The sequence below is a fragment of the Janthinobacterium longum genome (genome assembly GCF_051380735.1).
In the GTDB taxonomy this organism is placed as follows: domain Bacteria; phylum Pseudomonadota; class Gammaproteobacteria; order Burkholderiales; family Burkholderiaceae_D; genus Janthinobacterium.
The window spans coordinates 644,040-669,005 of the sequence record NZ_JBNYXQ010000001.1 but is presented as its reverse complement, the minus strand read 5'-3'; the positions used below and the strand labels follow the sequence as shown (position 1 = coordinate 669,005).

Here is a 24,966-nt window from a genome sequence, read left to right as displayed (position 1 = left end):
GTGATCAGCTCGTGAGCAGTTCTGCGCGCAGCAACAGTTCCAGTTCCTGTGCCGGCAGCGGGTGGCTGAAGTAAAAGCCTTGCGCTTCGTCGCAGCCGTGGCGGCGCAGATAGTCCAGCTGCTCGGCCGTTTCCACGCCTTCGGCCACCACCCGCAGTTTCAGGTTGTGCGCCAGGGCGATGATGGAGACCACGATGGCCGCGTCGTCGGCATCGCTGGCGACGTCACCGACAAAACTGCGGTCAATTTTGAGGACATCGATCGGGAAAGTGCGCAGGTAGGCAAAGCTGGAATAGCCGGTGCCGAAGTCGTCGATCGACAGTTGTACCCCCAGCGCCTTCATGTCGTGCAACTGGCTCACCGCCAGCGCGACGTCGTGCATGAACAGGCTTTCCGTCAGTTCCAGTTCCAGGCAGGCTGGCGCCAGGCCGGTTTCCGCCAGCACGCCGGCAATCGATGCCACCAGGTTCGGTTCATTGAACTGGCGCGCCGACAGGTTCACCGCCAGGCGCAAGTGCCCCAGGCCGGCCGCATGCCAGGCCTGCATCTGTGCGCAGGCCTGGCGCATCACCCAGGCGCCGATCGGCACGATCAGGCCGGTATCTTCAGCCAGCGCGATAAAACGGTTGGGCGCCACCATGCCCAGTTCCGGGTGGCGCCAGCGCAGCAGCGCTTCGACACCGACGATGCGCCCACTTTCCAGGTCCAGTTGCGGCTGGTAGTACAACACGAACTGCTCGCGTTCGAGCGCGTTGCGCAGCGCCGTTTCGATGCGCAGCCGTTCCAGCGTGGCCTGGTTCATTGCCTTGGTGTAGAACTTGATGTTGTTGCGGCCCTGCTTCTTGGCGCTGTACATGGCGATGTCGGCCTGCTCAATCAGGTTCTGCGTTTCGCCATTCAGGGTCATGTCGCCGGGCGCGTCAAGCCGGGTCATGTCGTAGACGGCCACGCCGATGCTGCAGGTGACAAAAAATTCCTTACCGTCGAGCAGCACCGGTTGCGCCACGGCGTCCATGATGCGCTGCACCACCGCCTGACTTAATACTTCGCCCGGCTGCTCGCCCAGGATGGCGACGAATTCGTCGCCCGACAGGCGTGCCACGGTGTCGCTTTCGCGCAGGCTGGCCTGCAGGCGCGCGGCGATGGTTTTCAGCAGCAGGTCGCCGGCCTTGTGGCCCAGGCTGTCGTTGACGAACTTGAAGCGGTCCAGGTCGATCAGCAGTACCCACAGCGCACGGTTCTTGCGGCGCGACAGTGCCATCGCCTGTGCCAGCCGGTCGCGCAACAGGGCGCGGTTGGGCAGGCCGGTCAGCACGTCGTGGTGGGCGATATGCTGGATCTGCTGTTCGGCCAGCTTGCGCTCGGTAATTTCGGAGCCGGTGCCGCGGTAGCCCTTGAAGTCGCCCTGGTCGTTGAACAATGGCTCGCCGTTGATGCTGAACCAGCGCAGCTTGCCGTCGCGATCGGCCATCGCATATTCAAGGTGGAAGAAGGGCAAGTGCGCCTCCAGGGTGGCGATATGCTGCTTGCCCCAGCGCGCATTGCGCATCTCGGGATTGTGGTCCCAGCGCGTGGCGCCGATGAAGCGCTCAAGCGGCATGTTCGACTTCTCGGCAAAGCCACTGGTGATGTGCGTGAAGCAGAAGTTCGCATCCTGTTCCCAGTACCAGTCCGAAGACAGTGCCAGCAGGCGGCGAAAGCGCTTTTCGCTTTCCTGCAGCGCCCGTTCGGTGCGCTGGCGCGCACGCACATCTTCGCTGAGCAGCTCGTTGCTGCGCTTGAGGTCGGCCGTGCGCTGCTCGACCAGCAACTGCACGCGGCGCGAGCGCTGCGTCAGCGACTGCACGAAGGCGGCTGTCAGCAGGCTGAACAGCATGCCCGTGACCAGCGTGAACAGGGAACCGAGGTGGTCGCTCATAAAGGCACGCGGGTGCGCCACCACGCGCACGTGCCAGGAGCGGCCAGCAGCGGCAAAGCCGCTGTCATAGTGGTTTTGATAGGCGAAATGCAGCCAGCGCGGCAACCCGTACCATAGCTCCGCCTGCTTGTCGCCGTCGGCGGCGCCGTAGTGAAAGATGCGCGTGCCCGCGTCGGCGGCAGGACCTGCATGGACACTGATTTCCAGTTGCGGGTCGTCCAGCAGTTCGGCGCCGGACAGGATTTTATGCACCAGTTCGCCGCCGCGGATGACGGCGGCCGTGTCGCCGATCAGGGCCGCGCGCCGCTGCTCGGGCGTGGCCAGCGGCGCGCCGTGGCGGTACACGGGGCGCAGGATGACAAAGCCTTTGCCAGGTCCCTGTGCCAGCCTCAAGAGGCTGGTCGCGACCGTCAGGTTGCCCGTCACCGCCTGGTCGAGGGCGCCGGCCAGCAGGCCGTCGGGACGCACGTTCAGGCCAAAGGCGGGCAGGTTGCCCTGCATCGGTTCGAGGTAATCGACCACCATATAGGTCGGGCGCTGCGGCGCCGGCAGCATGACGCCGTCATGCATTTCAAGCATGCGGTAGCCGGGAACGATGGCGCGCAGTTCGGCCTCCAGTGCGGCGCGCTCGGCATGCGGCACGCGGCGGTGGAAATTGAAGGCCTGGATAAAGGGATGGCGCTGCAGCAGCGGCGTGGTGAAGTCATGGAACTGCTGGCGCGTGACGGGTACGACGGCGGAAAACAGCTGGTTGGTAATGGTCAGCACTTCGACCGCATCGTCCAGGCCCTGCTCGATGGCGGCCACGCGCGCGCCGGCGCGCTGCTGCAGGCTCAGGCTCATCTTGTCGTACTCGAGCTGGCTGATGGCGGCAAACAGCACGATCGTGACGGCCATGCCGCACACGAACGTCAGCGCAGCCGCAGCGGAGATGGTGTAGGGCAGGCGGCCACGCAGCATGGAAAAGGTTCTCGTTCAGGATGGATCTGGCTCTCAGCGACAGCGTGCCGGCAGAGCCGGTAGTGTGTCATAAACGCTGTCTGGCGTGCTGATTTTGCAACCGCACAGTGCGATTATGCAACAACGTTGCTATCGGGTGCACGCTGGCGGCGCCGCAAACGCCACAGTTGCCAGGGCGGCAGCAGGCGGTTCACGTAGCCCAGGCCGAATAACGCGCGCCAGCGTACCAGACGCACCATGCGCACAGAGCGGCCGGGCTGATGCCTTTCCGGCCTGGCGGCGAAGATAATGCGGTTATTGCCGGCGATGCCGTCGAAGTGGCACACCTGGCCGCGAAAGGTCAGCATCAAACGCCCCAGCATGGCCGCGTAGTGCGGATCGTAATTGAACAGGTTGGCCACCAGCACGCCGCCGGGCACCAGCGCGCGCAGGCAGTCGGCATAGAAGCGGGCGCTGCCCAGCGCCGGCGGCAGGCCGCTGGCGTCGAAGCCGTCGAGCAGCAGCACATCGGCGCTGGCCGGATGCTGGCGGATATAGCTGACGGCGTCGGTCTCGATGATGCGCAAGCGCGCATCGTCGGGCGGCACCATGAATTGCTCGCGCAGCGCGATCACGTCGGCGCGCAGCTCCAGCACCGTGATGCGTGTCCCGGGCAGGTAGCGGTGGCAGAATTTCAGCAGCGAACCGCCACCGAGTCCCACCATCAGGATATGGCGCGGATGCGGCACGAACAGGGTAAAGCACATCATGGCGCGCGCGTAGCGCAGCAGCAGGTGATCGGGACGCGACAGCAGCATTTCACTCTGGATCATGCCGGGACAAAACTCCAGCCGGCGCCGGTCGCCGTCGGTATGCACGAGGGGAGGAGGGGCGGTAGTGCGCGCGTCGATGGGCATGAATCAGAGGGTGGGAATGGGGCCAGGAAAGCGACCAGGTTTTGTTGCATTCAGATAAATCTGATAAGCTCCTGACAGCATACCCGATTTATCATCCCCATAGGGCCGCGGCGCCTCGGCAAGCTGCCGGCAAGATCGGGCACCATGGAGACAAACATGTTCTTGGATCACCCCACGATTACCGCCACCAACAGTTTTACCGAGCCGGACCGTATCGAGCGGCTGACCCGCGTCTACGGTTACGCGGCGGCCATGGCCGACCAGGCCGGCAACGCCCACTTCATCGAAAAAGTGGCGCAAATCCATGACCACAAGGGTACCTTGATCGTGTTCTGGTACGACGCGCCGAGCGAAGAGGAAAAGCACTTTTTCGTACAGGCCTGGGCCAGCAAGGTGGGCGATGGCAGCACCAATGTCGAACACGAGATCTGAGCTGTCGCACGCGCGCCGGCTGGACTGAAGCATGGATATCAAGACCCTGGTCCTGGCGCTGGCGCTGGGCAACCTGAGCCTGTGCGCGGCGCTGTTCTTCTTTGAATACGAGCGCAAGAAGTCGTTCGCCATGTCGACCTGGGCGCTGGCCAAGCAGTGCCAGGCGATCGCCTGGTGCTTGCTGTATTTGCGCGGCGTGCTGCCCGATTTTCTCTCCATTTTGCTCGGCAACAGCCTGCTGTTTGCCGGCATGGCACTCGACGCCGGTGCACTGTGGCAGGCGGCCGGCAAGAGCGGCTGGCGCCGCCGTTTGCTGCCGGCGCTGGGCGTGGCCGTGTTGCTGTTCGCGCTGTGCTATGTGTTCGATGTGGCGCCATTGCTGCGCAGCGCGGGCGGTTCGCTGATCGTGGCCGGTTTTTTCCTGTCCGGCGTGGTCGCCTTGTCGCTGCAGTGGCGCGAGGCGAGCATGCTGCGCCGGTTCCTGGTTGTCGCCATGGGTCTGCTGTCGCTGCTGATCGCCGCGCGCGGCGTGCTGGCCGCCTTCGTGTCCGGCTTTGACGCCGAACTGATGCAGCTGGCCGGCTTCGGTGCGCTGTACCTGATGATGCTGACCAATGCCTTCGGCTACCTGCTGCTGTCGCGCGAAAAACTCGGCGGCGAACTGGCGCGCCTGGAAGTGGTGGACGCGGCCACGGGCGTGCCGAACCGGCGCGGCTTTTACCAGGCGCTGGCGCCTTGGATGGCGCTGGCGCGCCGGCCCGGCCTGCCGACCGCGCTGGTGGTACTCAATCTCGACGACTTCAAGCGCGTCAACGACAGCTACGGCCATCCGGTTGGCGATGCGGTGCTGAAAAGCGTGGTCGACATCTGCCGCCAGCAATTGCGCGACAGCGACCTGATGGGCCGCCTGGGGGGCGCCGAATTCGCCATCCAGCTACCGCGCACCAGCCTGACTGACGCGCTGATGGTGGCCGAACGCATCCGCTTTGCGGTCGCCGCCTTGCCGGTGAAGACGGAAAAAGCCGTGCTCAGCCTCACCGCCAGCCTGGGCGTGACCACCATCCGCGCCGACGACAGCACGGTGGCGCTGTTCAAACGCGCCGACGAGGCGCTGCAGGCGGCCAAGGAAGCCGGGCGCAACCGCGTGATGGCGGCGCCGGAAACGCCTGCACCAGTGGTTTGAACTGCCTAACTTATATTTAAGCCAAGCAAGTTATGATGCGAAAGACATTGTTTTGCGCATTCATTTTCCACTCTTGCCAGGCCTATTCATGAAAAGTCTCACTTCCCTGCCTGTATGGCCACTTGCCGCCCCGATCGTGGGCTGGCTGTTCCTTGGTGGCGCCAGCTTCGGCTTCGGCGGCGCTTACCAGATCCTGCTGGTGATAGGGCTGATCGCCAGCGTGCTCGCCGCCGTCTACCATGCCGAAGTGGTGGCGCACCGCATCGGCGAACCGTACGGCACGCTGGTGCTGGCGCTGGCCGTCACGCTGATCGAGGTGGCGCTGATCGTCTCGCTGATGCTGGCCGGCGGCCCTGAAACCACCGGCCTGGCGCGCGACACCGTGTTCGCCGCCATCATGATCATCCTGAACGGCATCGTCGGCATTTGTCTGCTGCTGGGCTCCGGCCGCCACGGCGAGCAGCGCTTTGGCCTGCTTGGCGTGAGCGCTTCGCTGGCCACCCTGGCCGCCATCGCGATTCTGACGCTGGTACTGCCGAACTATACGTCGAGCGCGGCCGGACCGTTTTACAGCTCCAGCCAGTTGATCTTCATCGCCATCATTTCGCTGGTGCTGTACGGTACCTTTGTGCTGGTGCAGACCGTGCGCCACCGCGATTACTTCCTGCCCAAGGACGCCGTCGGCGACGAAGAAGTGCATGCCGAACCGCCCACGCCGACGGTGGCCTGGATCAGCGCCGTGGCGCTGCTGGTGTGCCTGGGCGCCGTGGTGCTGCTGGCCAAGTCGCTGGCGCCCGCACTGGAGACAGCGATTGCCGCCATGGGCGCGCCAAAAACCCTGGTCGGCATCGTGATTGCCGCCATCGTGCTGTTGCCCGAGGGCCTGGCGGCCGTGCGCGCCGCGCGTGCCAATCGCCTGCAAACCAGTCTGAACCTGGCGCTCGGTTCGGCCCTGGCCAGCATCGGCCTCACTATTCCTGCGGTGGTGGTCGTGTCGCTGGCCACCGGGCTGACGATTACCCTGGGGCTGGACATCAAGTCGACCGTGCTGCTGCTGCTCTCCCTGATGGTGGCCACCTTGTCACTGGGCACGGGACGCACCACGGTGATGCAGGGCACGGTGCATCTGGTCATCTTCGCGGTCTACCTGTTTACCACCATCGTCCCTTGAAAACGGGCCATTGGCTGTCACGATCCTGTCACGCCCCTGTCATATCATGGCGGTAGTGTGGTAGGATTTTTAAATCGTTTAAATGATTTATATAATTTCCCTGCCAGCGGCTGCTTTTCGGCGCAACCGGCAGGGCAGTGACCAGACAAGAGGCCAGTATGTATGCAGCGGTGGACCTGGGGTCCAACAGTTTTCGTTTACACGTCGGCAAGCATGATGGCGACACCATCCGCGTCATCAAGAGCGTGCGCGACCCGATCCGCCTGGCTGCCGGCCTGGACGCCCATGGCGACCTGACCGAGGCGGCCATGCAGGGCGCGCTGGCATGCCTGCAGCGCTTTCGGGCCGTCCTGGACGGCTATCAGCTCGACGCCGTACGCGTGGTGGCCACCTCGGCCATGCGCGTGGCGCGCAACGGCGCAGCATTCCTGCCGCTGGCCGAAGAGGCCATCGGCTGCCCGATCGAAATTATTTCGGGCGAGGAGGAGGGCCGGCTGATCTACATGGGCGTGGCCAATTCGCTGGCGATTCCCGGCGAGCGGCGCCTGGTGATGGATATCGGCGGCGGCTCGACCGAGCTGATACTTGGTCGCGGCCAGGAGGTGGAGCGGGTCGAATCGTTCAGCCTTGGCACGGTCAAGCAGAGCCTGTCGTTTTTTATCGGCGGGCGCATCGACGCGCCATCGTTCGAGGCTGCCATTCTGTCGGCGCGCAGCCACTTCGAGGACGGCGCGCCGCCGTACCAGCCGCAGCACTGGAAGACGGCGTATGGCTCGTCGGGCACGATCCGCACCATAGCCGACATCATCGCCCGCAACAAGCTGGGCGACGGCCTGCTGACCGGCCCCAGCCTGGACGCGCTGGCGCGCCGCTTCATTGAACTGGGCCACACCAGCAAGATCGACCTGCCCGGCTTGCGGCCCGACCGTGCCGGCACCATCGTCGGCGGCCTGGCGATCCTGATCGGCCTGTTCCGCGAACTGGCGATACCATCGATGACGCCGATCGAGGCGGGCCTGCGCATGGGCGTGATGTGGGACTTGTTCCTGCGTTCGACCAAGCGCGACCGGCGCGAACAGTCGGTGCAGGCCTGCATGGAAAAATTCCATGTCGACCAGCGCCGCGCCAGCCGGGTAGCCGAGCAGGCGCTGGCCCTGTATGCGCAATTGAAGCCCACCTCCGAGGCGCTGGTCAAGCCGCTGCGCTGGGCCAGCCTGCTGCATGAGACTGGCATGGTGGTGTCGCAGACCGGTTATCACAAGCATGCCGCCTACATCATTGAAAACGCCGACCTGCCCGGTTTTACCACGCGCGAACAGAAGACCATGAGCCGCCTGATCCTGGCGCAAAAGGGCAATCTGCGCAAGATCGACGACGTGCTGGCCGATGCCGACTTCGCCAAGGCGGTGCTGGCGCTGCGCCTGTCGATCCTGCTGATGCATGCGCGCATCGAGGCCGATTTCAGCGAACTGCGCTTGCGCATGAAGAACCGGATCGACCTTGATATCAAGCGCGGCTGGGTGGCGCACCATCCGACCGTGTCGTTCTGGATCGAAAAAGAGCAGGAATTCTGGGATGAAGTGGGCGTCGATTTCACCATACGCGCCAGCGCCTGATGTTTTTTTTCGAGCAAATTTTTTAAAAACCGTATATATTGTTTATATTATTTACTTGATTGGATGACTCATGACCAAAACCACGCCAGAAAAAAAACCTGCCGCTGCGCCTGCTTCGATGTTTCCGACCAGCGAATCGATTAATGCCGCAGCCGCCACTGACGTTGCGCCAGCGGTGGCTGCGGCTGTCAAGCCGGTGGCCAAGTCGCGCGCCAAACCGGCGGGCAAGCCGGTAGTTGCACCGGCCCCGGCTGCGGCCGCCAAGCCTGCAGCGGCCAAGGCTGCCGCAGTAAAACCGGCAGCAGCAAAACCAGCCGCCAAGCCAGTAGCCAAGCCAGCCGCAGCCAAGCCAGTGGCCAAGGCTGCTGCCAAGCCGGCGCCAGCGGCCGCAAAAGCACCAGCCAAAGCTGCTGCCAAGCCAGTCGCAAAGGCGGTCGCCAAAGCTGCCATCAAACCGGCAGCCAAGCCAGCGGCCGCCAAAAAAGCACCAGCGGCCAAGGCCGCCGTTGCCGTCAAGGAAAAAGCCCGCAAGCCAAAGCTGGTGCGCGACAGCTTTACCATGCCGGAAGCTGAATATGAAGTGCTGGGCCAGGTGAAAAAAGCCTGCCTGAAAGCCGGCTTCGAGATCAAGAAAAGCGAATTGCTGCGCATCGGCGTGGCCCTGATCAGCCAGATCGACTTGGCGACCCTGCAAAACGTGCTGGCCGGCCTGCCGCAGCTGAAAACCGGTCGTCCGAAGAAGGACTGATCACGGCCTTCCTGCCGGCGCGGCAATTCTGGTTTACCATGGGGCTTGCACAGAAATCCCATGGTAGCCATGTCAGCAGACACTGAAACAGTTGAAATCGAGCGCGCCGGCTTCGTCGAGCGCGCCATCGTGCGCCATCGCGGCGCCAGCAGCATCCCCGCCATTGACCACGTCGCCGAGGAAATCCCGGTCGCGCTGGTCTTCAATGGCATCTCCCACGTGGTCATGATGGCCACCCCGCGAGACCTCGAAGCATTCGCTTGTGGCTTTGCGCTGACCGAAGGCGTGGTGGCGTCGGCCGCCGCCATTTTCGACTGCGAAGTATTGCTGCGCCCTGATTCCGCCGAGGTGGCGCTGACCATCGCCCAGGAAGACTTCGTGCGCCTGAAAGACCGGCGCCGTGCGCTGACGGGCCGCAGCGGCTGTGGCGTGTGCGGCATCGACAGCCTGGAAATGCTTGACCTGCAGCCGGAGCCGTTGCCGCCGTCGCTGATCACCGTGGACCTGCCGCTGGCGCTGGAAAAGGCCGCTAACGGCCTGCGTGCACACCAGGCGCTGATGCAGGCCACCGGCGGCGTGCATGCGGCCGCCTGGTGTACGCCAGAAGGCAACATCGTGCACGTGTTCGAAGATATCGGCCGCCACAACGGCCTCGACAAACTGATTGGCCACCTGGCCCTGGAAGGTGCCGACCTGCGGCGCGGCTTCGTGTTTTTATCGAGTCGCGGCAGCTACGAGCTGGCGCGCAAGGCGGCGCGCATGCAGATCCCCTTGCTGGCGACCATCTCGGCACCCAGTTCGCTGGCGATCCGCATCGCCACGCAGGCGGGCATGAAACTGGTAGGTTTCTGCCGCCAGGATGCGTTTGTTGATTACACGCCACACATCAGCTTGTAGCCATTCTGCTGTTGTCATAGGCGTTTGTCTTGCGTCATGGAAATGACATTCCACTGTCATTTTCCTGACATATTAGGCAAGTACGCTGGGGTCGTCTTGTTAACCAGGGATGACACCATGCAAAACGTAATCGCTACAAACGACGTCAAGTCGCGCCCAGTACAACTGGTACTCAGCCAGGCAAGCACGGCTGAGGAGCTGCGTGAAGTGCAGCGTCTGCGCTACAAGGTTTTTATCGAAACCATGGGCCTCACTTCGCTGGCCAATGCCGATGGCCTCGACAGCGACGAGTTCGACGCTCACTGCGATCACCTGATCGTGCGTGATGCCGATACCCTGAAAGTGGTGGGCACCTATCGCGTGCTGAGCGCCTCCAGGGCCGCCAAGCTGGGGCGCTTGTACTCCGAGAATGAATTCGACCTGAGCCGCCTGAACCACCTGCGCGGCCGCATGGTCGAGGCGGGGCGCGCCTGCATCCATCCCAAGTACCGTGGCGGCAGCGTGATCATGCTGTTGTGGTCGGGCCTGGCCGAATACATGCGCCGCGAGCGCTGCGACTACCTGGTCGGTTGCGCCAGCATCAGCCTGGCTGACGGCGGCCACAATGCGGTGGCGGTGTACCAGGCGCTGGCGGAAAAGCACCTGGCGCCGTCCGAGTACCGCGTCACGCCGCACCTGCCATTCCCGATCCACAAGGTGGAAGCGGCGCACAAGCCGCAAGTACCGCCGCTGATCAAGGGTTATCTGCGTTCAGGTGCGTGGATTTGCGGCGAACCGGCCTGGGATCCTGATTTCGAGAGTGCCGACATGTTCATGATGATGCCGCTGGCGAATCTGGACGAGCGCTATGCGCGTCATTACGGGGTGACGCCGGTCTGATGGAATAGTGGGGTAGGGCGCGATGTAACCTGGTGGCAGAAACAGACAGCATGGTTTGGGCTGTGCTTCCTTGATGTTGCCAGGGTTGCTCTGCAAAGAGCTTTTTCCAGCGGTATTGGCCGTAACGGGCGGCGCCATGGGCGCGGGCCAGGCCAGGGCATGAAGGTCAGTGGGTCGCGGTCGAGGACAGTTCTTTCAGGTCGCGGATCGAGATGTCCGATTTTTCATGCATGCGCAACAAGATCGTCGCACCCACGGCCAGCTTGCCGTGGCGTATCTTGCTGATGATGGGCGGCTGCACTTCCAGCACGCGGCACAATTCCGCATCATTTTTCAAATTGAGCTTTTCGATCAGGGTGTCGAGCAGCTTGTTGGGAACAAAGCTTGATGGTTCCAGCGCACGCGCCCGGTTCATCGCTTCGATCATTTCCAGTTTCTTTTGGCGAACGTTCATATACAGCTCCTTCAGGCCAGGGTGGAACGGAACCGCTGCCGGTTCCGCGGTGGTCGCTATCGTCATGCCTTGATATTGCCTTTGGTGATCATATTATTAATAAATATTGGTGCCAAGACAATTTTAAGGATAATACTACGATAACAAAAGTTGTGATATATGGTCAGTAAAATTAACTAAGTGTTTCGCGCATTTTTGCGGCGCCTGTTGTATTTTGCAAGCCGCTGCGGGTCAGTATCATGGTCCGGTCCGCCATCTCGGCAGCCGCCAGCGAATGCGTGACCATGATCGCGCAACTGCCGTTGGCCTTGATCTCGGCACGCAGCAGTTGCAAGATGCCATGCGCGGTTTCCGGATCGAGGTTGCCGGTCGGTTCATCGGCCAGTACCAGCGCCGGCTTGTGCACCAGCGCGCGGGCGATCGCCACGCGCTGCATTTCGCCACCCGACAACTGCTGTGGAAAGTCGTCGCCTCGTCCGCCCAGCCCGACCGCGTCGAGCATGGTGGCGGCGCGCTCCTGAGGCAGGCCATTGAGCAGCAGGGGCAAGGCAACGTTTTGCAGCAGGGTCAGGTGCGGCAGCACATGGAAAGCCTGGAAGATGAAACCCATGCGGGCGCGGCGCAAGCGCGTCGCGCTTGCGTCATCGAGGCTGGACATGGCGATGCCGTCGATCAGGATCGGCTGTGCTTCGGCACCGGCGTCTGGCGTGTCGAGGCCGGCGATCAGGTTCAGCAGGGTCGACTTGCCGACGCCGGAGTCGCCCATGATGGCAATGAACTCGCCCGCCTCGAAGCGGCACGACAGATTGGCCAGCACGGGGCGCGCGTTGGCATAGGACTTGGACAGATGGCGTAATTCGAGCATGGTGGTCACGATCTTGGTAGCAAGATTAAAAGCGTCGGCACGCGGGGAAGAGGGGTGCCTGGAAACGAGATTGGCGCGCGGCGGATTGTTTGGCCGGCAACGTGGAGTATACGACAGCCTTGTTTCTTTTGCTTGCACAACTTCATTTGCGCAACAAAGCAGGCCCAGGATGCAACTGATGGCATGAAAAGACATGGAAAAGCTAAGTGAACTGGCGTACGACCGGGGTTCGAATATTCGGCTATGATGGAAAAACGTCATCGCCATGCCGTTGCGAAACCGGGGCCGGTAGCCTGTTTTCCCCATGACGCGATGCCTGAATTGCGCCGCTGCGGCATTGCGGCCGCTGCCCCTGACGCCACCTCTAACAAATTCAGCCAGCCCATGATCAACACCTTTGCGCCGCCAGTGACAGATCTTCGCCAGCCCGCCGCCAAGCCCCTTTTGAAGGCAGCAGCCACTCCTGCAACGATAGTCGAGGTGGCGCAGGGCCTGCTGGCACCGTCCGCCTGGACCTCGCCGAAGTACCTGTACGACGCGCTGGGGTCCAAATTGTTCGAAGCCATCTGCGTCCTGCCCGAGTACTATCCGACGCGCACCGAGGCGGCCATCTTTGCCCGCCACGGTGCCGACATGGCAAAAGCCGTGGGGCCAGGCAGAACCCTGGTCGACCTGGGCGCCGGCAATTGCGCCAAGGCCGCCAGCCTGTTCCCGCTGTTGCAGCCGGCGCAGTACGTGGCCATCGATATCTCGTATGATTTCCTCAGTGAGTCGCTGGCCGGGCTGCAGCAGCGCTTCCCGGCGATCGACATGCTGGGGCTGGGGCTGGACTTTTTCAGCGGCCTCGAACTGCCGGACACGGTGCGCGACAACAAGCGGCTGTTTTTCTATCCGGGCTCGTCGATCGGCAATTTCACGCCGGACCAGGCGATCACTTTTTTGCGCGAGGTACGCGCCAGTGCCGGTGCCGACGGCGGCTTGCTGATCGGCGTCGACCTGATCAAGGACGATGCCGTGCTCGATGCCGCCTACGATGACGCGCTGGGCGTCACGGCCGCCTTCAACCTGAACATGCTGCGCCACCTGAACCTGTTGATGGGTGCCGATTTCGACGTACGGCAATGGCAGCACCAAGGCTTTTTCAATCCCCGCGAGAGCCGCGTCGAGATGCACCTGGAAGCACGCAGCGAGCAATTGGTGCGCTGGCAGGGCGGCCAGCGGCGCTTTGCCAAAGGCGAACGCATCCATACGGAAGACAGTTACAAATATACGCGGGCCAGTTTCGTCGGGCTGCTGGAACAGGCCGGCTTTGCCACCGCCAACGTCTGGACCGATGAGCAGAACTGGTTCGCCGTGATCCACGCACGCGCCATCCGCGACTAAGGAGCTTTCATGCACGCCGCACATAGCCAGGCCCATGCCGCCGGCCACCCTTTGCTGGAGCATTACCAGCGCGTGCGCCAGCATTCGCTGCAACTGGCCGCGCCGCTGTCCGACGAGGATTGCGGCGCGCAGTCGATGCCCGACGCCAGCCCCGTGAAATGGCATCTGGCCCACACCACCTGGTTTTTTGAAACGTTTATCCTGGAAACGCTGGAAGACGGTTTTGCGCCGTTCCACCCGGCTTTCCGGGTACTGTTCAACTCCTATTACAACGGCATCGGCGACAAGCATCCGCGCGCCCAGCGCGGCTTGCTGACGCGCCCTGGCATGGCCCAGGTGCGCGCCTACCGTGCCGACGTCGACGCGCGCATGGCGCGCCTGATGCACGCTGGCCTGGCCCCGGCGCAGCACGAACGCCTGGCCATGCTGCTGACCCTGGGCCTGCAACATGAACAACAGCACCAGGAGTTGTTGCTGACCGACGTCAAGCACCTGCTGGCACAAAGCGCGCTGTTTCCCGCTTATCTGGACGCGCCTTGCGCGCGCGCGGTGGCAGCACCGGCAGGCAAGGCGGGTTGGGTCGCGTTTGACGGTGGCCTGCGCGAGATCGGCCATGCGGGCGAGGGCTTTTGCTTCGACAATGAACTGCCGCGCCACCAGCAATTCGTCGCCCCGTTCGAGCTCGCGAGCAGCCTGGTGACGAACGGCGAGTACCTGGCCTTCATCGAAGCGGGTGGCTACCGAAATGCCAGCCTGTGGCTGGCCGAAGGCTGGGACTGGGTGCGCAGCCAGAGCCTGGCATGCCCGCTGTACTGGCAACAGGATGGCTCGGGCAACTGGCTGGAATTTACCCTGCACGGCTTGGTGCCACTCGATATGGCGCAGCCGGCCACCCATCTGTCGCTGTTCGAGGCCGACGCCTACGCCCACTGGGCCGGCGCGCGCCTGCCGACGGAGGCCGAGTTGGAAGTGGCCGCGCATGGGGCGCCAATGCAATGCGGCCAGCTGCATCCGGCGGCAGCGGTGCCGGGCGCCGGCTTGCAGCAGCTGTTCGGCCACTGCTGGCAATGGACCAGCAGCAGCTACGCGCCTTATCCCGGCTACCGCACGGCGCCAGGCGCGCTTGGCGAGTACAACGGCAAGTTCATGCTGAACCAGTATGTGCTGCGCGGCTCGTCCTGCGCCACGCCGGCCGGCCATGCACGCACCAGCTACCGCAATTTCTTCCCGGCCGGCGCGCGTTGGCAATTTACCGGCATACGTTTGGCGCGCCAGACAGATTAGAAATGGATTAACCGAGCGCCAACTGACGCCGGCCGGCCTGCTGCTGGTCCAGCTTGAACTGGCTGACCAGGGTTTCCAGCTCGCCGGCCTGGTCGTGCATGGCCGCCGCCGCAGCGGCCTGTTCCACCAGCGCCGCATTTTGCTGGGTGGTCTGGTCCATCTGCATGATGGCGGCATTGATCTGCTTGATGCCTTCACTCTGCTCGTGGTTGGCGACGCTGATCTCGCCGACGATGGCGCTGACCCTGCCCACGCTGGCCACCACTTCGTCCATGGTGCTGCCGGCCTGGCTGACCAGCTGCGCACCCTGGTCAACATGGCTGACGGAGTCGGCGATCAGGTCCTTGATTTCTTTCGCCGCAGCGCTCGAGCGCTGTGCCAGGTTGCGCACTTCGGTGGCGACCACGGCAAAGCCGCGTCCCTGTTCACCGGCACGCGCCGCTTCCACCGCTGCGTTCAGCGCCAGGATATTGGTCTGGAAGGCGATGCCGTCGATCACGCCGATGATGTCGACAATTTTTTTCGACGAGCTGTTGATGGCATCCATGGTGCCGATCACCTGCGCCATGGCGGTGCCGCCGCGCTGCGCCACTTCGGCGGTCGAGCGGGCCAGCTGGTCGGCCTCGCGCGTGTTGTCGCTGTTGCTGCGCACGGTGCCGGTCATCTCGATCATCGACGAAGCGGTCTGTTCCAGCGCGCTGGCCTGTGCTTCGGTACGGGCCGACAGGTCGGCATTGCCGCTGGCTATTTCACTCGAGGCCACGGCAATCGCGCCGGTGCCGCCACGCACTTGCGCCACCAGTCCGGCCAGGTTGTTGTTCATCTCGCGCAGCGCCTGGAGCAGTTGCCCCGTTTCATCCTTGCCATCGGCCACGATCTTGCTGCTCAAGTCTCCCGCCGCCACCGCGCGGGCCACTTTCAATGCATACGCCAGCGGAGTGGTGATCGACCGCGTCACATACCAGGCAAAGACCACGCCCAGCAGCACGGCGGCCGCACCCAGGCATGACATCATGATATTGGCCAGCGAAATGTTTTGCTGGATCTGTTCACCGCGTTGCAACACCAGGCTGCATTGCAGGTCGTTGAGGGTATTGACGGTCGCCTGAAGGTTGGCCAGGGCCGGCAGGGTATCCTTGCGCACATGCTCGGCCGCTGCTTTGCGCTGGCCGGCCATCAACAGCTTGTCCGCTTCGCTGAACGAGGTGACCTAGGCCTTGCGCAGCTGTTTCAAAGTTGCCAGCAGGCTCATGCCTTTGGGTGAGTGCACCAGTTGGTCGAGCATTTCCAGTGATTTGGTGATGGTGATTTTATTGGCGTCGATCTCGCCGTGAATGGCGTTCGAGCGTGCTGCGCCATCGTGGATGAACAGTTCCAGCACCAGCGCGGCGTTCGAGCGCGTGCTGCTGCGGATGGTGGCGATGGCGTCGGCCTTGGCCCAGTCGCTGTGGATGATGGACTCGCTGAGACCGCCTATCTTGTCGAGCCGTAACAGGGCGGTGGCGATCAGCACCACCATCAGCAGCGATACCATGCCAAAACCCGCGCCCAGCCGTACGCCTATTTTCATGTCCGTCAATTTCATGATGCTTCCTTCGGTAGCAAAAAATCTGTCCCCGATGGTTTTCTTGTCATTTGATTATACGGTTTGCGATACCTGGAATGCATCAAAAACTGATACTTGCAAATGAAAAAGCGGAACGACAATCAAGTCGTTCCGCTTTTTATCGCGCTAACACCCTGTAGGACTGCGCCTACACAGCGGTGGCGGGGATGTCGGCGGCTGTTGCTTTTTCGCCGTCCATTTGCTTGATGCGACGATTCACGGCCGACAGCACGGCCTTGAACGAGGCGGTGACGATATTGCTGTCGATGGCCGCGCCGAACAGGGTCGGGCCGTTGTCAAGGCGCAGCTCGACATAGCAGGCGGCTTGCGCATTGGCGCCCGAACCGATCGAATGCTCATGGTAGTCCATCAGCTTGATATCGAGGCCCAGCGCATTGACGAAGGCATCGATCGGGCCGTTGCCGCCACCTTGCAGCGCCAGTGGCGACTGGCGGTGCGACAGGCTGATGTCGATCTGCACCGATTCGTCGCTGCTGGTGTCTTCCACCATGCGGTGCGAACCGTAGGCGTAAGGCGCGGTTTGTTCCAGGTATTCTTTCTGGAAAATTTCGTGGATGTCTTGCGCGGCGATTTCGCGACCCGTGGCGTCAGCGACGGCTTGCACGGCGCGCGAGAACTCGATTTGCAGGCGGCGCGGCAAGACCAGGCCGTACTCCTGTTCCAGCAAGTAGGCCATGCCGCCCTTGCCCGACTGGCTGTTGACGCGGATCACGGCGTCATAGCTGCGGCCCAGGTCGGCCGGATCGATCGGCAAATAAGGCACTTCCCAGATGCTGTCGGGCTGCTGTTTGGCAAAACCTTTTTTGATCGCATCCTGATGCGAACCGGAAAACGCCGTAAACACCAGGTCGCCCGCATACGGGTGGCGCGGGTGGACCGGCAACTGGTTACACTCTTCCACGCACTTGCGCACGGTATCGATGTCGGAGAAATCGAGGCCAGGGTGCACGCCTTGCGTGTACAGGTTCATGGCCAGGGTCACCAGGTCGACATTGCCGGTGCGCTCGCCGTTGCCGAACAAACAGCCTTCGACACGCTCTGCGCCGGCCATCACGGCCAGCTCGGCGGAAGCGACCGCCGTGCCGCGGTCGTTATGCGGGTGCACGCTGATAATGATGGAATCGCGGCGCGCCAGCTTGCGCGACATCCATTCGATCTGGTCGGCATACACGTTCGGCGTGCTGCATTCGACGGTCGACGGCAGATTGATGATCATCTTGTTGGCCGGGGTCGGCTTCCAGATGGCGCTGACGGCGTCGCAGATATGCTTGGAGAAATCGAGTTCAGTGGTCGAGAACGATTCGGGCGTGTATTCAAAGCCCCATTCCGTTTCAGGATGCTGCGACACCAGCTGTTTCACGAGGGTGGTGCCGGTGGTGGCGATATTGGTGATTTCTTCGCGCGACATGCCGAACACGACCTTGCGGAATACGGGCGCCACCGAGTTGTACAGGTGGACGATGGCGCGCCTTGCGCCGACGACGGACTCGACCGTGCGGCGTATCAGTTCGTCGCGCGACTGCGTCAGCACGATAATGGTGACGTCATCGGGAATGCGCTTTTCATCGACCAGTTTGCGCACGAAATCGAAATCGGTCTGCGAAGCGGACGGAAAGCCCACTTCGATTTCCTTCAGGCCGATGGCGATCAGCATTTCAAAGAACCGCAACTTCTTCTCGGCGCTCATCGGTTCGATCAGCGACTGGTTACCATCGCGCAAGTCGGTGCTCATCCAGATCGGCGGTTTGTCGATGATCTGGTTCGGCCATTGACGGTCGGTCAATTTGACGGGAGGGAAGGCACGGTATTTGGAAGCTGGATTTTGCAACATCATGATCGGGTACTCCTGAAGATAGGGGGAAATCGAAATCGGGTGTGGCGCAAGCTTGCCGGGCGGCCACGCGACACTAGGCCAGGCAAGCGATCGGTAGCAATAGGCGGTCGGCAACAGCGGCAGTGGCTGCAGACAGTGCGTTGTGTATTGGGGATGGTGCAAACATCATCAAACCTTCCAGGTTTTTTTAAATCACGCCGGCGTGTGGCCAGGCGCAGCAAAGCGGCAAACTCAGGCGCGTGCTGGTAGTAGTCGCGGTAGCGACAGCAGGGAAGGGGATGGAAGTTTGAAGGAGGACATGTAACTAATGTAATGGAGTTTCGGTTTGGCTGTCAAGAAGATTTCTGACGAGTGGGCACCTGCGCATGCTTGCCGACACGTATGCCGAGGATAAATTAAGCATCGCTTCAGTGGGCGCAGCGTCGCTTGCGCTACAATCGGCGCTTTGCTGCCACTGCCGCGCGCGGCTTCCTACTTGTCTACTATGCTCCCTAAACGCCTGACCCTGCTTGCCCTGGCCGCCTTTGCGCTAGCTGGCTGCGAAACACCTGCCCCGAAACCCTTGCAAGTACTCACACCGCCCGAACCGGTTGCTCCGCGCAAGATCAAGATCGGGCTGGCGCTGGGCGGCGGCGCGGCGCGCGGCTTTGCCCATATCGGCGTGATCAAGGCGCTCGAATCGCAGGGCATCAATGCCGATATCGTCACCGGCACCAGCGCAGGCAGCGTGGTCGGTGCCTTGTATGCGGCGGGCAATTCCGGCTTTGCGCTGCAGAAAATGGCGTTTGACATGGACGAGGCCGCCATTTCGGACTGGGCATTGCCGCTGTTCGGCAAGTCGTCCGGGGTGCTGAAAGGCGAAGCGCTGCAAAGCTATGTCAACAAGGCGGTGGGCGGCGTGTCGCTGGAAAAGCTCAAGATTCCGTTTGGCGTGGTGGCGACCGACCTGAAAAACGGCCAGCCGATCCTGTTCCAGCGAGGCAATACCGGCCTGGCCGTGCGCGCCTCGTCATCGGTGCCTGGCGTGTTCCAGCCGGTGGTAATTGCCGGCCACACCTACGTCGACGGTGGCCTGGTGGCGCCGGTGCCGGTGCGCTTTGCGCGCGACATGGGCGCCGACTTCATTATCGCCGTCAATATCTCCTCGCAAACCGACACGCAAAAAGCCATTAGTTCGATGGAGGTGATCATGCAGACCTTTGCCATCATGGGCCAGCGCATTAACCAGTTCGAGCTGAAGGATGCCGACGTGGTGATACAGCCCAGCCTGGGTACCATGAAGGGCAACGATTTTGCCAGCCGCAACCAGGCCATCCTGGCAGGCGAGCAGGCCACTTTTGCCGTGATGGCGCAGCTGAAGCAAAAGCTGAAGGCCAAGCGCGAACAGCCTTGATACTTGAGAAGCGCAAGGCATCAAAGCGGGCCGGAGACGCGAGCTTGGCCCGAGATGTCTGTGCGGGCAACTGTGGCTTTAATGGGTTTTGCTGGTGCGCTTGCGGGGTCAGGGCGCCAACCGAACAGCATGGGCTAGCAGACGGTTCTTTTCGACTACAATTTTGAATCACCGAATCACCATCAAAGGAAGCAACATGCAATCGAAACCGGTACTGGGCCTGGAAGACATCAAGAAAATTGCCGCCGCCGCCGAAGCGGAAGCGGTCAAGAATAACTGGGCGGTGGCGATCGCCATCGTCGACGATGGCGGCCATCTGGTGTGGCTGCAGCGCATGGATGGCGTGGCGCCGATTTCTTCGCATATCGCGCCATCGAAAGCCAAGACGGCTGCACTGGGCCGCCGCGAGTCGCGTATTTATGAAGAGATGATCAATGGCGGTCGTGTCTCGTTCCTGAGCGCGCCGGAAATCGATGGCATGCTCGAAGGCGGCGTGCCCATCATTTATGAAGGCCACTATGTGGGCGCCGTCGGCGTGTCGGGCGTCAAGTCCAGCGAAGATGCACAGATCGCCAAGGCCGGAATCGCCGCTTTGACGGCATAAGTAGTAGCCGATATTGCCAGCCTGGCCGTTCCGCGCATGCGGGGCGGCTTTTTTCATGGTGCGCGTTTTGTGCTGACTTGAAAATATTTTGCCGCGAATTTCCGTATTTTCTTCCTTGTGGAAAAGCTGCCTTTTGGTTATAATTCAAAGGTTTAGCCAATCACACACATACCGTAGCGACTACCCATCCCATCATTCAAAATGACCGTTGAAACACCCTGAGTGCAGGCAGCTCGGGTATCTTGGCGGTCGGTCTGACGTGGCGCAGCTACGGTAACTTTATCAGGAGTTGCCCTTGCCGCCATTTTTTTCTGGCCCTGCCGTTCCAGCCATATTAGCGCTTGCTGATGGAACGATCTTCAAAGGTTTTTCGATCGGCGCCGCCGGTCATACCACGGGTGAGGTTGTTTTCAACACCTCGATGACCGGGTATCAGGAAATCCTTACCGACCCCAGCTACAGCCGCCAGATGGTCACCCTGACCTATCCGCATATCGGCAATACGGGCGTCAATCCGGAAGACGTCGAGTCTTCCAAAGTTCATGCTTCCGGCCTCATCATTCGCGACCTGCCTTTGCTGGCATCCAATTTCCGTTCCACCCTGTCCCTCTCCGATTATCTGAAAGCTGAAAATATCGTTGCCATCGCCGGCATCGATACACGCAAGCTCACGCGCATTTTGCGTGAAAAAGGTGCGCAGGGCGGCGCCATCCTGGTCGGCACGCAAGGCAACGAACCGTCCGCCGCGCAAGCGCTGGACCTGGCGCGTTCCTTCCCTGGCCTGGCCGGCATGGACCTGGCCAAGGTCGTCTCGACCAAGGTCGCTTATGAATACCGCGAAACGGAATGGACCCTGGGCGAAGGCTATGGCCAGCTGGCTGACGCCGACGCGAAATACCACGTGGTCGCTTTCGACTACGGCGTCAAGCGCAATATCCTGCGCATGCTGACGGCGCGTGGCTGCAAGGTGACGGTATTGCCGGCGCAGGCGACGGCCGAAGAGGCCCTGGCGCTGAACCCGGACGGTATCTTCCTGTCGAACGGGCCTGGCGATCCGGAGCCGTGTGACTATGCAATCGCGGCCACCAGGGCGCTGATCGAGAAGGGTATCCCGACCTTCGGCATCTGCCTCGGCCACCAGATCATGGCGATCGCTTCCGGTGCAAAAACGCTGAAGATGAAGTTCGGCCACCACGGCGCCAACCACCCAGTGCAAGACCTGGAAACCAGGCAGGTCCTGATCACTTCGCAAAACCACGGTTTCGCCGTTGACGCAGCCACCTTGCCTGCCAACTGCCGCGTGACCCATGAATCGCTGTTCGACGGCTCCCTGCAGGGCTTTGCCCGCACGGACAAGCCGGCCTTCTGCTTCCAGGGCCACCCTGAAGCGTCGCCGGGCCCGATGGATGTTGCTTACCTGTTTGACCGCTTCATCGGTTTGATGGACGCGGAGGAGAAAAAGAAAAATGCCTAAACGTTTAGATATTAAAAGTATTCTGATTATTGGTGCTGGCCCGATCGTGATCGGCCAGGCCTGCGAATTCGACTATTCCGGCGCGCAAGCGTGCAAGGCCCTGCGCGAAGAGGGCTACAAAGTCATCCTGGTCAACAGCAACCCTGCGACCATCATGACCGACCCGGAAATGGCCGATGTCACCTATATCGAACCGATCACCTGGTCGGTGGTCGAGCGCATCATCGCCAAGGAGCGTCCAGACGCCATCCTGCCGACGATGGGCGGCCAGACCGCGCTGAACTGCGCACTGGACCTGTTCAACAATGGCGTGCTGGCGAAATACAACGTCGAGCTGATCGGCGCCTCGCCGGAAGCGATCGACAAGGCCGAAGACCGTTCGAAATTCAAGGACGCGATGACCAAAATCGGCTTGGGTTCCGCTCGTTCCGGCGTGGCGCACTCGATGGAAGAATCGTGGGCAGTGCAGCGCACGGTTGGTTTCCCGACCATTATCCGTCCGTCGTTCACGATGGGCGGCTCCGGTGGCGGCATCGCCTACAACGAAGAAGAATTCGAAACGATCTGCAAGCGCGGCCTGGAAGCCTCGCCGACCAAGGAATTGCTGATCGAAGAATCCTTGCTGGGCTGGAAAGAGTACGAGATGGAAGTGGTGCGCGACAAGGCGGACAACTGCATCATCATCTGCTCGATCGAAAACCTCGATCCGATGGGCGTGCACACGGGCGACTCGATCACGGTCGCGCCGGCGCAGACGCTGACGGACAAGGAATACCAGATCATGCGCAACGCTTCGCTGGCAGTGCTGCGCGAGATCGGCGTCGACACCGGCGGCTCGAACGTGCAGTTCTCGATCAACCCGGCTGACGGGCGCATGATCGTCATCGAAATGAACCCGCGCGTGTCGCGTTCGTCGGCACTGGCGTCGAAAGCCACCGGTTTCCCTATCGCCAAAGTCGCCGCCAAGCTGGCGGTCGGTTTCACGCTGGACGAATTGCGCAATGAAATCACGGGCGGCGCCACGCCGGCCTCGTTCGAGCCGTCGATCGATTACGTCGTGACCAAGATTCCACGTTTCACGTTCGAGAAATTCCCGACCGCCGACCAGCACCTGACGACGCAGATGAAGTCGGTCGGTGAAGTGATGGCGATCGGTCGCACCTTCCAGGAATCGTTCCAGAAAGCCTTGCGCGGCCTGGAAGTGGGCGTCGACGGCATGAACGAAAAGACCAAGGACCGCGAAAAGATCGAAGAAGAACTGGGCGAGCCTGGTCCTGAGCGTATCTGGTACGTGGGCGATGCGTTTGCCCAGGGCTTCACCCTGGAAGAAGTGCACAACCTGACCAAGATCGACCCATGGTTCCTGATACAGATCAAGGAAATCGTCGACCTGGAACTGTGGCTGGATACGCAGAAGCTGGAAAGCCTGGACAAGACCACGCTGTACAAGCTGAAACAAAAAGGTTTCTCGGACCGTCGCCTGGGCTTTTTGCTGCAGACGACCGATACGGCCGTGCGCCAGCAGCGCCACGCGCTGGGCATCCGTCCCGTGTATAAACGCGTCGACACTTGCGCGGCCGAATTTTCGACCGACACCGCGTATATGTACTCGACCTATGACGAAGAGTGCGAATCGAATCCGACCGACAAGAAAAAGATCATGGTATTGGGCGGTGGCCCGAACCGTATCGGCCAGGGTATCGAATTTGACTATTGCTGCGTGCACGCCGCCCTCGCCATGCGCGAAGACGGCTACGAGACCATCATGGTGAACTGCAACCCGGAAACCGTATCGACCGACTACGATACCTCGGACCGCCTGTATTTCGAGTCCCTGACGCTGGAAGACGTGCTGGAAATCGTCGCCATCGAAAAGCCGGTCGGTGTCATCGTCCAGTACGGCGGCCAGACGCCATTGAAACTGGCGCTGGACCTGGAAGCGAACGGCGTGCCGATTATCGGCACCTCGCCCGACATGATCGATGCGGCCGAAGACCGCGAGCGCTTCCAGCAGATGCTGCACAAGCTGGAACTGCGCCAGCCGCCTAACCGTACCGCCCGTACCGAAGCCGACGCCCTGGCGCTGGCGCAGGAAATCGGCTACCCGCTGGTGGTACGTCCTTCCTACGTGCTGGGCGGACGCGCGATGGAAATCGTTCATGAGCAGCGCGACCTCGAGCGCTACATGCGCGAAGCGGTGAAGGTCTCGCACGATTCGCCAGTGCTGCTGGACCGCTTCCTGAACGACGCCATCGAATGCGATGTCGATTGCATCTCCGACGGCGAAACCACGTTTATCGGCGGCGTAATGGAACACATCGAACAGGCTGGCGTCCACTCGGGCGACTCGGCTTGCTCGCTGCCACCATACTCGCTGGCGCCGGAAACCATCGCCGAACTGAAACGCCAGACGGCGCTGATGGCCAAGGGCCTGAACGTGGTCGGCCTGATGAATGTGCAGTTCGCAATCCAGAAGCAGCAAGTTGAAGATGAAATGCGCGACGTCGTGTATGTGCTGGAAGTCAACCCTCGCGCCTCGCGTACCGTGCCTTTCGTCTCGAAAGCCACCGGCTTGCAGCTGGCGAAGATTGCCGCCCGTTGCATGGTCGGCCAGAGCCTGGCTTCGCAGGGCATCACCGAAGAAGTCGTGCCGCCGTATTACAGCGTCAAGGAAGCCGTGTTCCCGTTCGTCAAGTTCCCTGGCGTGGACACCATCCTGGGACCTGAAATGAAGTCGACCGGCGAAGTGATGGGCGTGGGCCTGACGTTCGGCGAAGCGTTCGTCAAGTCGCAGCTGGGCGCCGGCGTCAAGCTGCCGAAGACCGGCAAGGTCTTTATCAGCGTGAAGTCGTCGGACAAGCCGCGCGCCGTGCAAGTGGCGCGTGACCTGGTCGACTCCGGCTTTACCGTGGTCGCCACCAAGGGCACGGCCGCCGTGATCGCAGCGGCCGGGATTGCCGTCACGCCAGTCAACAAGGTGATCGAAGGCCGTCCGCACGTGGTCGACATGATCAAGAACCACGAGATCGTACTGGTGATTAACACCGTCGAAGAAAAACGCAGCGCCATCGTCGATTCGCGGGCCATCCGCACCTCGGCCCTGGCCGCGCGCGTGACGACCTACACCACCATCGCCGGCGCGGAAGCGGCTGTCGAAGGCATCCGTCACCTCGACGAGTTGCGCGTGTACGATCTGCAGGGCTTGCACAAGACCTTGCAACAGGCGTAAGCCAGCGTGTTATTTGCAGTGGCCGCCGTTAGGCGGTACACTGCATGCTTATCAACCACAGAGTTCCGTGCAGAGCAGCGCGCGGCCTCTGTGGTTTTCACTTGGTGCAGGCATTAACA

At 61.8% G+C, this 24,966-nt stretch carries 20 protein-coding genes; 13 read left to right on the top strand and 7 right to left on the bottom strand.

Annotated features, from left to right (window positions below; translation table 11 throughout):
• Window positions 1–4: 4 nt before the first annotated feature.
• Together ACQ4WM_RS02985 and ACQ4WM_RS02980 are read right to left on the bottom strand one after the other, a co-directional pair.
• Entirely contained in the window at window positions 5–2,878 is a 2,874-nt protein-coding gene (locus tag ACQ4WM_RS02985; protein WP_436545223.1) for a bifunctional diguanylate cyclase/phosphodiesterase, read from the bottom strand.
• A 113-nt stretch (window positions 2,879–2,991) separates the two neighbouring features.
• Complete coding sequence (locus tag ACQ4WM_RS02980) at window positions 2,992–3,690, bottom strand: spermine/spermidine synthase domain-containing protein (RefSeq protein WP_436545222.1); 699 nt, start codon at window positions 3,688–3,690, stop codon at window positions 2,992–2,994.
• 240 nt (window positions 3,691–3,930) lie between these two features.
• Here ACQ4WM_RS02980 and ACQ4WM_RS02975 point away from each other — a divergent pair, with 240 nt between their 5' ends.
• The 7 genes from ACQ4WM_RS02975 (at window position 3,931) to ACQ4WM_RS02945 (ending at window position 10,700) form a co-directional block, all read left to right on the top strand.
• Window positions 3,931–4,206 (top strand): hypothetical protein, encoded by a 276-nt coding sequence (locus tag ACQ4WM_RS02975; RefSeq protein WP_436545221.1) that lies wholly within the window; start codon window positions 3,931–3,933, stop codon window positions 4,204–4,206.
• 31 nt (window positions 4,207–4,237) lie between these two features.
• Window positions 4,238–5,389, top strand: coding sequence for a GGDEF domain-containing protein (locus ACQ4WM_RS02970; RefSeq protein WP_436545220.1), 1,152 nt, complete (start codon window positions 4,238–4,240; stop codon window positions 5,387–5,389).
• Window positions 5,390–5,477: 88 nt separating this feature from the next.
• Window positions 5,478–6,560, top strand: a complete 1,083-nt coding sequence (locus ACQ4WM_RS02965; RefSeq protein ID WP_436545219.1) for a calcium:cation antiporter — start codon at window positions 5,478–5,480, stop codon at window positions 6,558–6,560.
• Between the two features lie 158 nt (window positions 6,561–6,718).
• Complete coding sequence (locus ACQ4WM_RS02960) at window positions 6,719–8,176, top strand: Ppx/GppA phosphatase family protein (protein WP_436545218.1); 1,458 nt, start codon at window positions 6,719–6,721, stop codon at window positions 8,174–8,176.
• Between the two features lie 70 nt (window positions 8,177–8,246).
• Window positions 8,247–8,924: a hypothetical protein gene (locus tag ACQ4WM_RS02955; RefSeq protein ID WP_436545217.1), complete on the top strand. Its 678-nt coding sequence runs from the start codon at window positions 8,247–8,249 to the stop codon at window positions 8,922–8,924.
• Between the two features lie 60 nt (window positions 8,925–8,984).
• A complete protein-coding gene (gene fdhD / locus ACQ4WM_RS02950) occupies window positions 8,985–9,821 on the top strand; it encodes a formate dehydrogenase accessory sulfurtransferase FdhD (RefSeq protein WP_436545216.1) in 837 nt (278 codons plus the stop codon).
• Window positions 9,822–9,938: 117 nt separating this feature from the next.
• Window positions 9,939–10,700, top strand: a complete 762-nt coding sequence (locus tag ACQ4WM_RS02945) for a GNAT family N-acetyltransferase (RefSeq protein ID WP_436545215.1) — start codon at window positions 9,939–9,941, stop codon at window positions 10,698–10,700.
• A 166-nt stretch (window positions 10,701–10,866) separates the two neighbouring features.
• Here the strand turns inward: ACQ4WM_RS02945 and ACQ4WM_RS02940 are convergent, their stop codons facing one another.
• Complete coding sequence (locus ACQ4WM_RS02940; RefSeq protein WP_436545214.1) at window positions 10,867–11,154, bottom strand: hypothetical protein; 288 nt, start codon at window positions 11,152–11,154, stop codon at window positions 10,867–10,869.
• 172 nt (window positions 11,155–11,326) lie between these two features.
• A complete protein-coding gene (locus ACQ4WM_RS02935) occupies window positions 11,327–12,019 on the bottom strand; it encodes an ABC transporter ATP-binding protein (protein ID WP_436545213.1) in 693 nt (230 codons plus the stop codon).
• Window positions 12,020–12,262: 243 nt separating this feature from the next.
• On the opposite strand from ACQ4WM_RS02935, the gene egtD reads away from it, so the two are divergent.
• Window positions 12,263–13,402, top strand: a complete 1,140-nt coding sequence (egtD, locus tag ACQ4WM_RS02930) for an L-histidine N(alpha)-methyltransferase (RefSeq protein WP_436545212.1) — start codon at window positions 12,263–12,265, stop codon at window positions 13,400–13,402.
• Between the two features lie 9 nt (window positions 13,403–13,411).
• Complete coding sequence (gene egtB, locus ACQ4WM_RS02925) at window positions 13,412–14,686, top strand: ergothioneine biosynthesis protein EgtB (protein ID WP_436545211.1); 1,275 nt, start codon at window positions 13,412–13,414, stop codon at window positions 14,684–14,686.
• A 7-nt stretch (window positions 14,687–14,693) separates the two neighbouring features.
• Here the strand turns inward: egtB and ACQ4WM_RS02920 are convergent, their stop codons facing one another.
• From ACQ4WM_RS02920 to leuA, 3 genes are all read right to left on the bottom strand, one after another.
• Complete coding sequence (locus ACQ4WM_RS02920) at window positions 14,694–15,863, bottom strand: methyl-accepting chemotaxis protein (protein WP_436545210.1); 1,170 nt, start codon at window positions 15,861–15,863, stop codon at window positions 14,694–14,696.
• A gap of 33 nt (window positions 15,864–15,896) precedes the next feature.
• Complete coding sequence (locus ACQ4WM_RS02915) at window positions 15,897–16,271, bottom strand: MCP four helix bundle domain-containing protein (protein ID WP_436545209.1); 375 nt, start codon at window positions 16,269–16,271, stop codon at window positions 15,897–15,899.
• A 169-nt stretch (window positions 16,272–16,440) separates the two neighbouring features.
• The gene (gene leuA / locus ACQ4WM_RS02910) at window positions 16,441–18,147 is read right to left on the bottom strand and encodes a 2-isopropylmalate synthase (protein WP_436545208.1); all 1,707 of its coding nucleotides are present in this window, start codon (window positions 18,145–18,147) and stop codon (window positions 16,441–16,443) included.
• A gap of 484 nt (window positions 18,148–18,631) precedes the next feature.
• Between leuA and ACQ4WM_RS02905 the strand changes: the two genes are divergently transcribed.
• The 4 genes from ACQ4WM_RS02905 (at window position 18,632) to carB (ending at window position 24,847) form a co-directional block, all read left to right on the top strand.
• Window positions 18,632–19,540 carry a patatin-like phospholipase family protein gene (locus ACQ4WM_RS02905; RefSeq protein WP_436546194.1) on the top strand — a complete coding sequence of 303 codons (909 nt, stop codon included), beginning with the start codon at window positions 18,632–18,634 and terminating at the stop codon, window positions 19,538–19,540.
• 196 nt (window positions 19,541–19,736) lie between these two features.
• Entirely contained in the window at window positions 19,737–20,144 is a 408-nt protein-coding gene (locus tag ACQ4WM_RS02900; protein ID WP_436545207.1) for a GlcG/HbpS family heme-binding protein, read from the top strand.
• 295 nt (window positions 20,145–20,439) lie between these two features.
• Window positions 20,440–21,618 carry a glutamine-hydrolyzing carbamoyl-phosphate synthase small subunit gene (carA, locus tag ACQ4WM_RS02895; protein ID WP_436545206.1) on the top strand — a complete coding sequence of 393 codons (1,179 nt, stop codon included), beginning with the start codon at window positions 20,440–20,442 and terminating at the stop codon, window positions 21,616–21,618.
• Window positions 21,611–24,847, top strand: coding sequence for a carbamoyl-phosphate synthase large subunit (gene carB / locus ACQ4WM_RS02890; RefSeq protein WP_436545205.1), 3,237 nt, complete (start codon window positions 21,611–21,613; stop codon window positions 24,845–24,847). Before carA ends, carB begins: the two co-directional genes overlap by 8 nt.
• The last annotated feature ends 119 nt before the right edge of the window (window positions 24,848–24,966 follow it).